The sequence below is a fragment of the Pseudomonas sp. S10E 269 genome, from assembly GCF_002798465.1.
Taxonomy (GTDB): domain Bacteria; phylum Pseudomonadota; class Gammaproteobacteria; order Pseudomonadales; family Pseudomonadaceae; genus Aquipseudomonas; species Aquipseudomonas pergaminensis.
On sequence record NZ_PHIJ01000001.1, the window covers coordinates 3,620,451 to 3,633,853 of the forward strand.

The window sequence follows — 13,403 nt, forward strand, 5'->3', positions numbered from 1 at the left end:
CGAGCAAGCCCGCTCCCACATTTTTGACCGTATTCACCCAGTCAGATCAGGCGTAACTCTCGATCGACGGGCATGCGCACACGAGGTTGCGATCGCCAAACACGTTGTCGACCCGGCCAACCGGCGGCCAGTACTTGCCTTCGATCAGCGAAGCAACCGGGTATACCGCCTGTTCACGGCTGTACGGGTGCGACCACTCACCGACGACTTCAGCGGCGGTGTGCGGCGCGTTTTTGAGCGGGTTGTCGTCCTTGTCCAGGGTGCCGTTTTCCACCGCGCGGATTTCTTCACGGATGGCGATCATGGCGTCACAGAAACGATCCAGTTCTTCCCGGGATTCGCTTTCGGTCGGCTCAATCATCAAGGTGCCGGCCACCGGGAACGACATGGTCGGCGCGTGGAAGCCGAAGTCGATCAGGCGCTTGGCCACGTCATCCACGCTGATGCCGCTGCTGTCCTTCAGTGGGCGCAGGTCGAGGATGCATTCGTGCGCCACCAAGCCGTTGCTGCCGGTGTAGAGCACTGGGTAGTGTTCTTCCAGGCGACGGGAAATGTAGTTGGCATTCAGGATCGCCAGTTGTGAAGCGCGCTTGAGGCCTGCGCCGCCCATCATGCTGATGTACATCCAGGTGATCGGCAGAATGCTCGCGCTGCCGAACGGGGCTGCACATACCGCGCCTTCCTTGCGTTCCATGGCGGCGTGGCCAGGCAGGAACGGCGCGAGGTGCGACTTGACGCCAATCGGGCCAACGCCCGGGCCGCCACCGCCGTGAGGGATGCAGAAGGTCTTGTGCAGGTTCAGGTGGGACACGTCGCCGCCGAACTTGCCCGGTGCGCACAGGCCGACCATCGCGTTCATGTTGGCGCCGTCGATGTACACCTGGCCGCCGTTGTCGTGGATGATGCCGCAGATTTCGCGGATGCCTTCCTCGAACACACCGTGGGTGGACGGGTAGGTGATCATCAATGCCGCGAGGTGGTCGCGGTGCTCGATGGCCTTGGCGCGCAGGTCTTCAATGTCCACGTTGCCACGGGCGTCACAGGCAGTCACGACGACGCGCATGCCCGCCATGTTGGCGGTGGCCGGGTTGGTGCCGTGGGCCGACGAGGGGATCAGGCAGATGTCGCGGCGCTCATCGCCACGGCTCTGGTGATAGGCGCGGATGGCCAGCAAACCAGCGTATTCACCTTGGGAACCGGCGTTCGGTTGCAGCGAGATCGCGTCGTAACCGGTGGCGGCGCAGAGCATGGCTTCCAGGTCCGAGGTCAGTTGCAGGTAGCCGGCGCTTTGCTCGGCCGGGGCGAACGGGTGCAGGGCGCCGAATTCGGCCCAGGTCACGGGGATCATTTCGCTGGCGGCGTTGAGCTTCATGGTGCACGAGCCCAGCGGGATCATGGTGCGGTCCAGCGCCAGGTCCTTGTCGGCCAGCTTGCGCAGGTAGCGCATCAGCTCGGTTTCGGAGTGATAGCGGTTGAACACCGGGTGGCTGAGGACTGGCGACTGGCGCAGCAGCGCGGCCGGCAGGGTGCTGTCCACGTTGGCAGCGAAGTCCGGCAGGGCCTTGCCGTCGGCGAAGATCGCCCACAGGGTTTCAATGTCGGCCTGGGTGGTGGTTTCGTCCACCGACACACCCAGACGCTCGGCGTCTACCACACGCAGGTTGATGCGCTGGGCGCGGGCCTTGTCGTGCAGGGCGGCGGTGTTGGCGTCGGTGTTGAGGGTAATCGTGTCGAAGAAGTGTTGCTGCTCGACCTTCAAGCCCAGGGTGGTCAGGCCCTTGGCCAGGATCGCGGTCAACTGGTGTACCCGTTGGGCGATCTGGGTCAGGCCTTTGGGACCGTGGTACACGGCGTACATGCTGGCAATGTTGGCCAGCAGTACCTGGGCGGTGCAGATGTTGCTGGTGGCTTTCTCGCGGCGGATATGTTGCTCGCGGGTCTGCATGGCCAGGCGCAGGGCCGGCTTTCCGAAACGGTCGACGGAAACACCGACCAGACGGCCCGGCATGTCGCGCTTGAACGCATCTTTGGTGGAGAAATACGCCGCGTGCGGGCCACCAAAGCCCAGCGGCACGCCAAAGCGTTGCGCGCTGCCGATGGCCACGTCGGCGCCGAATTCACCTGGCGGGGTCAGCAGGGTCAGCGCCAGCAGGTCGGCAGCCACGGCTACCAGGGCGTTGGCGGCGTGGAAACGCTCGGCCAGCTCGCGGTAGTCGAATACATCACCGTTGCTGGCCGGGTATTGCAGCAGGGCGCCGAAGAACGTGCTGACGTCGGTCAGTTCACGTTCATCGCCCACCACCACGTCGATGCCCAAGGGCTCGGCACGGGTACGCAATACATCGAGGGTCTGCGGGTGGCTGTGCACCGAAGCGAAGAAGGCGTTGCTGCCCTTGTTCTTGCTCAGGCGCTTGCAGAAGGTCATGGCTTCGGCGGCGGCGGTGGCTTCGTCCAGCAGGGAGGCGTTGGCGATCGGCAGGCCGGTGAGGTCGCTGATCAGGGTCTGGAAGTTCAGCAGCGCTTCGAGGCGGCCTTGGGAGATTTCTGGCTGGTACGGGGTGTAGGCGGTGTACCAGGCCGGGTTTTCCAGCAAGTTGCGCAGGATCGGCGACGGCGTGTGGCAGTTGTAGTAGCCCTGGCCGATGTAGGTCTTGAACAGTTGGTTTTTGCCGGCGATGGCCTTGATCTTGGCCAGGGCCTCGGCCTCGCTCAGGCCGTCTTCCAGGCCGAGCACGCTGGTGCCCTTGATGCTTTCCGGGATCACGCTGGCGCTCAAGGCCTCCAGGGAGTCGAAGCCCAGGCTGGCGAGCATGTGCTGCTCGTCTTCCTGGCGCGGGCCGATGTGGCGGGCGATGAATTCGTTGGCGGTAGTCAGATTAACGGTCATGGCGCGCTCCTCAAGCTTCAGCGTTGGCTTTGATCAGGCGGTCGTACGCATCCTGATCCAACAGCTTAGCCACTGCACTGGCATCAGCGGGTTTAAAGCGGAAGAACCAACCTTCGCCCATCGGGTCTTCGTTGACCAGTTCCGGGCTGCCGTCGAGTTTGTCGTTCACTTCGAGCACTTCACCGTCCAAGGGCATGTACACGCCGCTGGCGGCCTTGACCGATTCCACGGTGGACGCTTCAGCGCCCTTGTCGTAGGCCTGCAACTCCGGCAGTTGCACGAAAACCACATCACCCAGCGCGTTCTGCGCGAAAGCGGTGATACCCACGGTGACGCTGCCATCGGCTTCGGCGCGCAGCCATTCGTGATCTTCAGTGAAACGCAACTCGCTCATGGAAACTCCTCGGGGCCAGATTCGTCTGGTGGACGGGATTGGAATAATGGGGAGTTGCTTAGCAATATCGCGGCCAAGGTTGTTAAGTCGTTATAAATCAACAAGTTAAATAAATCGGTTATGACGATATGCCGGTTCGCTGTAGCGATTTCGCTACACTCGGGCGCCTGAAAAAAAGCCTATGTGGATCAAAGCCTTGCATGGCGCGCAAAAAACAGGGTTGTAGCGATATCGTTCCACTGTAGCGCTTTCAGTACACTGGATGTCGTTCCTGGACCAAATTTAACGCTCGGATTGCAATTTCTGTGGGAGCTGGCTTGCCCGCGATAGCGGTGTGCCTGGCGCACCGCTATCGCAGGCAAGCCAGCTCCCATATTTTGATCGGTGCTCGGCTTCAGGGCTTATTTGGAATGCCGTATTTGCGCAGGCGATGGGCGATGGCCGTGTGCGAGGTCTGCAAGCGGCTAGCCAGTTGGCGCGTGGAGGGGTAGTGGGCGTAGAGCTTTTCCAGCAGGCTGCGTTCGAAATCTTCCATGGCCTGTTCCAGGCTGTCGACTTCGCCGTCGCCCTGGCGCGCCATCGAGGTGCCGGCAATGTCCAGGTCGCCGATGTCCACCAGGCTGCTTTCGCAAATGGCGGCGGCACGGAAGATCACGTTCTGCAGTTGACGCACGTTGCCCGGCCAGCGGTTGCCCAGCAGCGCAGGGTAAGTGCCGGGTGCCAGGCGGCACACCGGGCGCTGGATCTGGGCGCAGGCCTGCTGCATGAAGTAACGCGCCAGTAAGAGGATGTCCTGGCCGCGTTCGCGCAGCGGCGGCACTTCGACATTCAGCACGTTGAGGCGGTAGAACAGGTCCTCGCGGAAGGTGCCCTCGCTGACCATTTTTTCCAGGTCGCGGTGGGTGGCGCTGAGAATGCGCACATTGACCTTCACTTCACGGTCGCCGCCGACGCGCCGGAAGCTGCCGTCATTGAGAAAACGCAGCAGCTTGGCCTGCAGGTACGGCGACATCTCGCCGATTTCATCGAGGAACACCGTGCCCTGGTTGGCCAGCTCCATCAGCCCCGGCTTGCCACCGCGTTGCGCGCCGGTAAAGGCGCCCGGTGCGTAGCCGAACAGCTCGCTCTCGGCGAGGTTCTCCGGCAGCGCCGCGCAGTTCAAGGCCAGGAACGGCGCACTGTGGCGCGCACTGATGGCGTGGCAGGCACGGGCGACCAGTTCCTTGCCGGTGCCGGTTTCGCCCTGGATCAGCAAAGGGGCATCCAACGCCGCCACACGTTGCGCACGGGCCTTGAGGGTGCGGATCACCGGGGACTCGCCCAGCAGCGCGTCAAAGCCTTCGGCATGATCATGGTGCAGCGCCGACAGTTGTTCGCCGATGCGGTTGGGTTGGTAAAGGGTGAGCAGGGCGCCGGCGTCGGTGATCGGCGTGGCGTCCAGCAGCAGGGTCTGGCCGTTGACGCTGATCTCGCGCAGCGGCAAGCGAAAGCCGTGTTCCAGCAGGGTGTCCAGCAGCGCCGGGTCATTGAACAGCTCGCTGATGCTTTCCCCGGCCGGTTCACGACCGTACAGCGTGATCAGCGCCGGGTTGGCCAGCAGGATCTTGCCCGCACTGTCCAGCGCCAGTACCGGGTCGGTCATGGCGGCCAGCAGGGCGTCGAGTTGCAGATGGCGGCGTTGGCCGGGGAGGATGTCCACCACCGTGACCGCTTGCACGCCGTGCACGCTGAACAACGCACCGCGCAGTTCTTCCAATACGTCGGCGCTCAGGGTCGGGGCGTCGATGTAGACATTGGGCGGCACCATCTCCACCGCATCCAGGTTGAGATTGCGCCCACCGAGCAGGGCCAGGACTTCCTGGGTAATGCCGACGCGGTCGATGAAGCTGACGTGGATACGCATGGGACGGTTGTTGGTTCTGGCGTACTGAGGGTGGCCAGTATGCCTGACAGGTGATGGAGATCAAAAATGTGGGAGCGGGCTTGCTCGCGAATACGGTGGGTCAGTGGAAAAATTGCTGACTGACACACTGCATTCGCGAGCAAGCCCGCTCCCACATTTGATTGTTGGTGCCTGGGAAATCGGGTTATTCGAGGTGTTCGGGCTTGACCGGATCGCCTGCCTTCACATCCAACTGATGCCGCACATCCTCGAACATCAAGTCGTACTGCTTGTGCATCGAGCCGTTCAACACGGCAATTTTCGGCATGCCGTATTTCTGCGCAATGTTCATCGCATGCCGGGCAAAGTCGAACGCCTGGTCCTTGGGCAGGAAAAACTCCTCCTTCAGGTCCTTGCCCTGCACCGAGCCATGCAGCTTGAACAGCATCCCCTTGCCTTCCTTGGGATCCTGGCTGACTTCGTAGTCGATGCACAGGTTGTAGCTGTAGTCATCCTTGTTCAGCGCGTGACGTTCAACGTGCAGGTGACCCGGTTCAAAGGTGGCCATAGGCGTATCTCCTCTACTTCACAGATAGGTGATGCCAGGTGTTGCCGTGCTGATGCGTGTGCCGGCGCTGCCCTGGACGATGGCTTCGATGTCCGAGAGTGAACCGATGACGGCGGTTTTGCCAGTCTGGCGGGCGAACTCGCAGGCGGCCTGGACCTTGGGACCCATGGAACCGGCGGCGAAGCCGAGTCTTTCGATGTCGTCGGGGTGGGCCTGGCCGATGGCTTTCTGGGTGGGTTTACCGTAGTCGATAAACGCCGCGTTGACGTCGGTGGCGATCACCAGCAAATCGGCTTTCAATTGTGATGCCAGCAGCGACGAACACAGGTCTTTGTCGATCACCGCTTCAATGCCGCGCAGCTTGCCGTCCTCGCCGTACATCGTCGGAATGCCGCCGCCGCCGGCACAAATCACGATACTGCCTTTGTCCAGCAGCCACGTGATCGGGCGAATTTCAAAGATGCGTTTGGGCCGTGGGCTGGCGACCACGCGGCGGTACTTGTCGCCATCCGGGGCAATCGCCCAGCCTTTTTCGGCGGCGAGTTTTTCCGCTTCGGCTTTGGAGTACACCGGGCCGATGGGCTTGGTCGGGTTCTGGAAGGCCGGGTCCTTGGCGTCCACTTCGACTTGGGTGAGCAGGGTGGCGAACGGCACTTCGAAGTCCAGCAGGTTGCCCAGTTCCTGTTCGATGATGTAGCCGATCATGCCTTCGGTCTCGGCGCCGAGCACGTCCAGCGGGTACGGCGACACCTGGGTGTAGGCCGCCGCCTGCAACGACAGCAGGCCGACTTGCGGACCATTACCGTGAGCGATCACCAGCTCGTTGCCGGCATGGATCTTGGCGATCTGTTCGGTGGCGATACGGATATTGGCGCGTTGGTTGTCCGCCGTCATGGGTTCACCACGGCGGAGCAGGGCGTTGCCGCCCAGGGCTACGACGATGCGCATACAGAATGTCCTTCTGAAAGTTCTGATGAAGGAACGCGGTCAATGTGGGAGCTGGCTTGCCTGCGATAGCATCACTGCAGCCTTCTTGAAAGACCGAGGTGCCTGCATCGCGGGCAAGCTCGGCTCCCACATTTGTCCTCATTGCCAACTAGAGGTTTAGATATCTGCGAGTGCCGACACCAGAATCGCCTTGATGGTATGCATGCGGTTCTCCGCCTGCTCAAACGCGATGTTGGCCGGCGACTCGAAGACGTCCTCGGTCACTTCCACGCCGTTTGCCAGGTTCGGATAACGCGCGGCGATGTCCTTGCCCACCTTGGTTTCGCTGTTGTGAAACGCCGGCAGGCAGTGCATGAACTTCACGCGCGGGTTGCCCGAGGCTTTCATCATCTTGGCGTTGACTTGGTACGGCAGCAGTTGCTCGATGCGCTCGTCCCACGCTTCCACCGGCTCGCCCATGGACACCCAGATATCGGTGTGGATGAAGTCCACGCCTTTCACCGCTTCCTTCGGGTCTTCGGTGATGGTGATACGCGCGCCGCTTTCTTCGGCAAATGCCTGGCATTGCTTGATGAAATCTTCGTGCGGCCACAGGGCTTTCGGCGCGCCGATGCGCACGTCCATGCCCAGCTTGGCGCCGATCATCAGCAGCGAGTTGCCCATGTTGTAGCGCGCGTCACCCAGGTAGGCGTAGCTGATGTCATGCAGCGGTTTGTCGCTGTGCTCGCGCATGGTCAGGGTGTCGGCGATCATTTGGGTCGGGTGGAATTCGGCGGTGAGGCCGTTGAACACCGGCACGCCGGCGAACTTGGCCAGCTCTTCGACGATTTCCTGCTCGAAGCCACGGTACTCGATGGCGTCGAACATCCGGCCCAATACGCGGGCGGTGTCTTTCATGCTTTCCTTGTGGCCGATCTGCGACGACACCGGGTCGATGTAGGTGACGTGGGCACCCTGGTCATGGGCCGCGACTTCAAACGCGCAGCGGGTGCGAGTCGAGGTTTTTTCGAAGATCAGTGCGATGTTCTTGCCCTTCAGGTGCGGACGCTCGGTGCCGGTGTACTTGGCGCGCTTGAGGTCGCGGGACAGGTCCAGCAGGTAGTGCAGCTCGCGGGTGGTGTGGTGCATCAGCGACAGCAGGCTGCGGTTGCGCATGTTGAAAGCCATGATGGATCTCCTTCTGTTTAGGTTATCCCCCTGGCCGACGCTTTATGGGCGACGGCCAAGGCCTGGAAATTAATAGTCGATAGGGTCGCGGATGATCGGGCAGGTCATGCAGTGGCCGCCGCCACGGCCCCGGCCGAGTTCGCCGGCGCTGATGGTGATGACTTCCACCCCGGCCTTGCGTAGCAGGGTGTTGGTGTAGGTGTTGCGGTCGTAACCGATCACCACGCCAGGCTCCACCGCCACCACGTTGTTGCCGTCGTCCCACTGCTCGCGCTCGGCGGCGAAGCTGTTGCCGCCGGTCTCGACCACACGCAGCGCCTTGAGGTTGAGGGCCGCGGCGACGGTTTCGAGGAAGTTGGTTTTCTCGCGCTGGATGTCGATGCCGTGTGGCTTGCTCTCATCCGGACGCAGGGTGAACGGTACGATTTGGTTGACCACTTCGGGGAAGATGGTGACCAGGTCGCGGTCGCAGAAGCTGAATACGGTGTCCAGGTGCATCGCCGCGCGTGACTTAGGCAGGCCGGCAACGATCACGCGTTCCACGGCTTTATTCTTGAACAGGTTGCGCGCCAGTTGGCCGATGGCCTGGTGCGACGAGCGCTCACCCATGCCGATCAACACCACACCGTTACCGATTGGCATGACGTCGCCGCCTTCCAGTGTGGAAGCGCCGTGTTCCTGATCCGGGTCGCCGTACCAGATCTGGAAGTCGGCGTTGGTGAACTCGGGGTGGAATTTGTAGATGGCCGAGGCCAGCAGGGTTTCCTGGCGTCGCGCCGGCCAGTACATCGGGTTGAGCGTCACGCCGCCGTAGATCCAGCAGGTGGTGTCGCGGGTGAACTGGGTGTTGGGCAGCGGCGGCAGGATGAAACTGGCGTGGCCGAGGAAGTCGCGGAACATCTCGATGGTCTTGCCACCGAAGCTGCTCGGCAGGTCATCGGCCGACACGCCACCGATCAGGAATTCGCTGATTTTGCGCGGCTCCAGGCTGCGCAGCCACGAGCTCACTTCATCGACCAGGCCCAGGCCCACGGTGTTGGAGGTGATCTTGCGCTCCAGGATCCAGTCCAGCGCTTCGGGGATGGCAACGATGTCGGTCAGCAGGTTGTGCATTTCCAGCACATCAATGTCCCGCTCGCGCATCTTGGTGACGAAGTCGAAATGGTCGCGCTTGGCCTGGGCCACCCACAGCACGTCATCGAACAGCAGTTCATCGCAGTTGTTGGGGGTCAGCCGCTGGTGGGCCAAGCCTGGGGAGCACACCATGACTTTGCGCAGTTTGCCGGCTTCGGAATGTACGCCGTACTTCACTTTTTCCGTGGTCATTACAGATCCTCCAGTGAACAAAAGATTCAGGTGTTACAGGGTCAGGAAGCCGTCGTAGAGCCCATAGGCCGCCACCAGGGCGCCAATGACCACTGCGGCGAAAATCAGCTTCTCGACGTGGGTGAAAATCGGTTTGCCCAACTCGTGCTTGGCCTTGGCGAACAGGATTACGCCGGGGGCATACAGCAGGGCGGACAACAGCAGGTATTTGACGCCGCCGGCGTAGAGCAGCCAGACCGCGTAGATCAGCGCGATAGCGCCGATGAACAGGTCTTTCTTGCGCTCGCGCAGGGCGTTTTCGTAGGTCTCGCCGCGCACGGCCAGCAGTAATGCGTAAGCCGCCGACCACAGGTAAGGCACCAGGATCATCGAGGTGGCGAGGTAGATCAGCGACAGGTAGGTGCTGGCGGAAAACAGCGTGATCACCAGGAATATCTGCACCATCGCGTTGGTCAGCCACAGGGCATTGGCCGGCACATGGTTGGCGTTCTCCTTGCGCAGGAACTCCGGCATGGTGTGGTCCTTGGCGGCGGCGAACATGATCTCCGCACACAGCAGCACCCACGACAGCAGCGCTCCCAGCAGCGAGATGATCAAGCCGACGCTGATCAGCACCGCACCCCAGTGGCCCACCACATGTTCCAGCACGGCGGCCATCGATGGGTTTTGCAGCTTGGCCAGTTCCGGTTGGGTCATGATGCCCAGGGACAGCACGTTCACCAGCATCAGGAACAACAGCACGGTGATAAAGCCGATTACCGTGGCCTTGCCGACGTCGGAGCGTTTTTCTGCGCGGGAGGAGAAGATGCTCGCGCCTTCGATGCCGATGAACACCCACACGGTGACCAGCATCATGTTGCGCACCTGGTTCATCACGCTGCCCAGGTCGGGATTTTTCACGCCCCAGATGTCAGCGGTGAAGATGTCCAGCTTGAACGCGAACAGGGCGATCAACACAAACAGCACCAGCGGCACCACTTTGGCGACGGTGGTCACCAGGTTGATGAATGCCGCTTCCTTGATGCCGCGCAGCACCAGGAAATGCACGGCCCACAGCAGCACCGACGCACCGATCACCGCAGCAGGGGTATTGCCTTCGCCAAAGATCGGGAAAAAGTAACCGAGGGTGCTGAACAGCAACACGAAATAACCCACGTTGCCCAGCCAGGCGCTGATCCAGTAGCCCCAAGCTGAAGAGAAGCCCATGTAGTCGCCGAAGCCGGCCTTGGCGTAGGCATACACGCCGCCGTCGAGGTCGGGCTTGCGGTTGGCGAGGGTCTGGAACACAAACGCGAGGGTCAACATGCCAATGGCGGTAATCACCCAACCAATCAGCACGGCGCCGACATCGGCACTGGCGGCCATATTTTGCGGCAGTGAGAAGATCCCGCCGCCAATCATTGAGCCGACGACAAGTGCAACCAGTGCGCCCAGTCGAAGTTTTCCGGGAGATTCAGACATCGCATAACTCCAATGCAGGAGAAGAGAGACCACAGAATAAATCCGTGCGCTAATCAAACAGCTGACTCAGATCACTTCATTGGCACATTCCATTGTGAATTAATGACTTAGGGTGCAAAGCCGTGGGCAATAGTTTTCCGCGCAAAGGGGCTTTCCAGAGCGATCCCTGCGGTATTGGTTAATCATTTAGTGCTACGTGTGGACGTTTTAAGCTAGTCCGTTTTCCCGAATGTGCAAACTTTTCATACAGGCGACAATAAGTAGCCAATACACGACAAAGTAGTCGCCGTATTTAAATTCTAAATAAGCCTCAACCCTATAAACTGTCATGCCCTTGGGTTATTAGCGCCGTGTTTTATTGCGGTCTCTAATAAACGCTACACTCGCTGGGTTAATTAGTTGAGTGCACAGTTGTCAGCTAAAACGATTTATTCATTCAGGAGTGTTCATGTCCCAACCCGCCCAGAAACTTCGGCTCAGTGCCCTGATCGCCCTGGTAGTGGGGTCGATGATCGGCGGGGGGATTTTCTCGTTACCGCAGAATATGGCCGCACGCGCCGAGGTGGGCGCCGTGCTGATCGGCTGGGCGATCACCGCCGTGGGTATGTTGACCCTGGCCTTCGTGTTCCAGACCCTGGCCAACCGCAAGCCTGAATTGGACTCGGGCGTGTACGCCTATGCCAAGGCAGGCTTCGGCGACTACATGGGCTTCTCGTCGGCCTGGGGTTACTGGATCAGCGCCTGGATGGGCAATGTGGGTTACTTCGTGTTGCTGTTCAGCACCCTCGGTTATTTTTTTCCGATATTCGGTCAGGGCAACACGCCGGTGGCCATCGGCTGCGCGTCCTTGCTGCTGTGGGCCGTGCATTTTCTGGTGTTGCGTGGGATCAAGGAGGCCGCGTTTATCAATCAGATCACCACCGTGGCCAAGATCGTGCCGCTGCTGATGTTTATCGTAATTGCCAGCGTGGCATTCAAGGCCGAAATCTTCACCCGTGATATCTGGGGCGCGGGCAACCCGACTATCGGCAGCGTGGTGGACCAGGTGCGCAACATGATGCTCGTCACCGTGTTTGTGTTTATCGGCATCGAGGGCGCCAGCGTGTACTCGGCGCGCGCCGAGAAACGCTCGGACGTGGGCCGCGCCACGGTCATCGGTTTTCTGGGCGTGCTGGCACTGCTGGTGCTGGTGAATGTGTTGTCCCTGGGGATCATGAGCCAGCCGGAACTCGCGCACTTGCAGAACCCGTCCCTGGCAGGTGTGCTTGAACACATCGTCGGCCCCTGGGGCGCGATGGCGATCAGCATCGGCCTGGCGGTCTCGCTGCTCGGCGCCTTGCTGTCCTGGGCGTTGCTCTGCGCGGAAATCCTCTACGCCACGGCCCAGGACAAGACCATGCCGGCGTTTTTGAAAAAGGAAAACGCCAACCAGGTGCCGGTTAACGCGTTATGGCTGACCAATGTAATGATCCAGGTCTTCCTGGTGATCACTCTGTTTTCCCACAGCACCTACACCACCCTGATCTACCTCGCCTCCTCGATGATCCTGGTGCCGTACCTGTGGTCGGCGGCCTATGCGGTGTTGTTGAGCGGGCGCGGCGAAACCTACCAGGGCGCCCACGGCCAGCGCATGAAGGACTTGCTGGTGGGCCTGATTGCCCTCGGCTATGCGGTGTGGCTGCTCTACGCTGGCGGCTTGAAGTACCTGCTGCTGTCGGCGCTGCTGTATGCACCTGGCGTGATCCTGTTTGCCTTGGCCAAGCGCGAGCAGGACCAGCCCTTGTTTACCCACATGGAAAAAGGCATTTTCAGCTGCGTGATCGCCGGCGCGGGGCTGGCGGCGTATGGGTTGTACAGCGGGGTGTTGTCGCTGTGAGACTGGCGTATCAGCCGCCCTACGACTGGGCGGCAATGGTGGGGTTTCTGTCGGCGCGGGCGATCGGCGGGATGGAGACGGTCGAGGCGGGGGTGTACCGGCGCAGTATCAGCCTCCGCGGGCAGCACGGCTGGATCAGCGTGGCAATGGGGGATGGCGATTCGCTAGACGTGGAGGTGGGTTTTCCAGACCCGGCGGCATTGCCTGAGATCGAACGGCGCCTGCGCACGATGTTCGATCTGGATGCCCAGCCCCAGTTGATCAACCCGCAACTGGCGACGGACCCATTGATGGCGCAACTGGTCGCAGCGCGTCCGGGCTTGCGTGTGCCGGGCACCTGGGATGGCCTGGAACTGGCGATTCGCGCGGTGCTCGGCCAGCAAATCACCGTGGTGGCCGCGATTCGTCTGGCGGGTAAGTTGGTGGCGCAATACGGTCAGCCGTTGGCAACGCCGCATGCCGGTATCACCCATGTGTTTCCCGCCGCCGAGGTGTTGGCAGCGGCGGACCTGGCGACGCTGGGCATGCCCAAGGCGCGTGGGCGGACCTTGTCGGGTGTGGCCCAGGCGTTGCTGGATGATCCCCGATTGTTCGAACCCCAGGCCAGCCTAAAGGCCGGTGTGGCGCGGTTGGTGGCGTTGCCCGGCATTGGCGACTGGACCGCGCAGTACATCGCCATGCGTCAGATGCGCGAGGTGGATGCGTTTGCGTCGGGGGATATCGGGTTGATCAATGCCCTGGCGGCGTTGGAAGGTGGGCCGGTTTCGGCGCGGCAGTTGTTGGCGCGGGCTGAGGCTTGGCGCCCGCTCCGGGCGTATGCGGCGCAGCATTTGTGGACGTCGTTGCAGCGGGCGGATTGATAGTGCCTGTACTGGCCTCTTCGCGAGCAAGCCC

10 protein-coding genes are annotated in these 13,403 nt (G+C 61.4%); 2 read left to right on the plus strand and 8 right to left on the minus strand.

The annotated features are described in order from the left end of the window. Positions 1–46 precede the first annotated feature (46 nt). The 8 genes from gcvP to arcD (CWC48_RS16855) form a co-directional block, all read right to left on the minus strand. Entirely contained in the window at positions 47–2,887 is a 2,841-nt protein-coding gene (gcvP, locus tag CWC48_RS16820; protein ID WP_100492228.1) for an aminomethyl-transferring glycine dehydrogenase, read from the minus strand. A gap of 10 nt (positions 2,888–2,897) precedes the next feature. Continuing rightward, complete coding sequence (gene gcvH / locus CWC48_RS16825; protein ID WP_015885597.1) at positions 2,898–3,281, minus strand: glycine cleavage system protein GcvH; 384 nt, start codon at positions 3,279–3,281, stop codon at positions 2,898–2,900. 394 nt (positions 3,282–3,675) lie between these two features. Continuing rightward, entirely contained in the window at positions 3,676–5,184 is a 1,509-nt protein-coding gene (locus CWC48_RS16830; protein ID WP_078050002.1) for a sigma-54-dependent transcriptional regulator, read from the minus strand. A 184-nt stretch (positions 5,185–5,368) separates the two neighbouring features. Further along, positions 5,369–5,731, minus strand: a complete 363-nt coding sequence (locus CWC48_RS16835) for a DUF5064 family protein (RefSeq protein ID WP_078050001.1) — start codon at positions 5,729–5,731, stop codon at positions 5,369–5,371. Positions 5,732–5,749: 18 nt separating this feature from the next. Then, positions 5,750–6,679 (minus strand): carbamate kinase, encoded by a 930-nt coding sequence (arcC, locus tag CWC48_RS16840; RefSeq protein WP_078050000.1) that lies wholly within the window; start codon positions 6,677–6,679, stop codon positions 5,750–5,752. Positions 6,680–6,835: 156 nt separating this feature from the next. Then, positions 6,836–7,846 carry an ornithine carbamoyltransferase gene (locus tag CWC48_RS16845; RefSeq protein WP_016973242.1) on the minus strand — a complete coding sequence of 337 codons (1,011 nt, stop codon included), beginning with the start codon at positions 7,844–7,846 and terminating at the stop codon, positions 6,836–6,838. Positions 7,847–7,915: 69 nt separating this feature from the next. Continuing rightward, positions 7,916–9,172: an arginine deiminase gene (gene arcA, locus CWC48_RS16850; RefSeq protein ID WP_099494289.1), complete on the minus strand. Its 1,257-nt coding sequence runs from the start codon at positions 9,170–9,172 to the stop codon at positions 7,916–7,918. Between the two features lie 33 nt (positions 9,173–9,205). Further along, a complete protein-coding gene (arcD, locus tag CWC48_RS16855; protein ID WP_078049998.1) occupies positions 9,206–10,633 on the minus strand; it encodes an arginine-ornithine antiporter in 1,428 nt (475 codons plus the stop codon). A gap of 448 nt (positions 10,634–11,081) precedes the next feature. Here arcD (CWC48_RS16855) and arcD (CWC48_RS16860) point away from each other — a divergent pair, with 448 nt between their 5' ends. Next, a complete protein-coding gene (arcD, locus tag CWC48_RS16860; RefSeq protein ID WP_078049997.1) occupies positions 11,082–12,509 on the plus strand; it encodes an arginine-ornithine antiporter in 1,428 nt (475 codons plus the stop codon). Next, complete coding sequence (locus CWC48_RS16865) at positions 12,506–13,369, plus strand: DNA-3-methyladenine glycosylase (RefSeq protein WP_100492229.1); 864 nt, start codon at positions 12,506–12,508, stop codon at positions 13,367–13,369. The genes arcD (CWC48_RS16860) and CWC48_RS16865 overlap by 4 nt, the downstream gene beginning before the upstream one ends. The last annotated feature ends 34 nt before the right edge of the window (positions 13,370–13,403 follow it).

Coding starts and splice junctions, on each gene's coding strand:
- gcvP (WP_100492228.1), bottom strand. CDS start 2,887: ATGACCGTTAATCTGACTACCGCCAACGAATTCATCGCCCGCCACATC.
- gcvH (WP_015885597.1), bottom strand. CDS start 3,281: ATGAGCGAGTTGCGTTTCACTGAAGATCACGAATGGCTGCGCGCCGAA.
- CWC48_RS16830 (WP_078050002.1), bottom strand. CDS start 5,184: ATGCGTATCCACGTCAGCTTCATCGACCGCGTCGGCATTACCCAGGAA.
- CWC48_RS16835 (WP_078050001.1), bottom strand. CDS start 5,731: ATGGCCACCTTTGAACCGGGTCACCTGCACGTTGAACGTCACGCGCTG.
- arcC (WP_078050000.1), bottom strand. CDS start 6,679: ATGCGCATCGTCGTAGCCCTGGGCGGCAACGCCCTGCTCCGCCGTGGT.
- CWC48_RS16845 (WP_016973242.1), bottom strand. CDS start 7,846: ATGGCTTTCAACATGCGCAACCGCAGCCTGCTGTCGCTGATGCACCAC.
- arcA (WP_099494289.1), bottom strand. CDS start 9,172: ATGACCACGGAAAAAGTGAAGTACGGCGTACATTCCGAAGCCGGCAAA.
- arcD (WP_078049998.1), bottom strand. CDS start 10,633: ATGTCTGAATCTCCCGGAAAACTTCGACTGGGCGCACTGGTTGCACTT.
- arcD (WP_078049997.1), top strand. CDS start 11,082: ATGTCCCAACCCGCCCAGAAACTTCGGCTCAGTGCCCTGATCGCCCTG.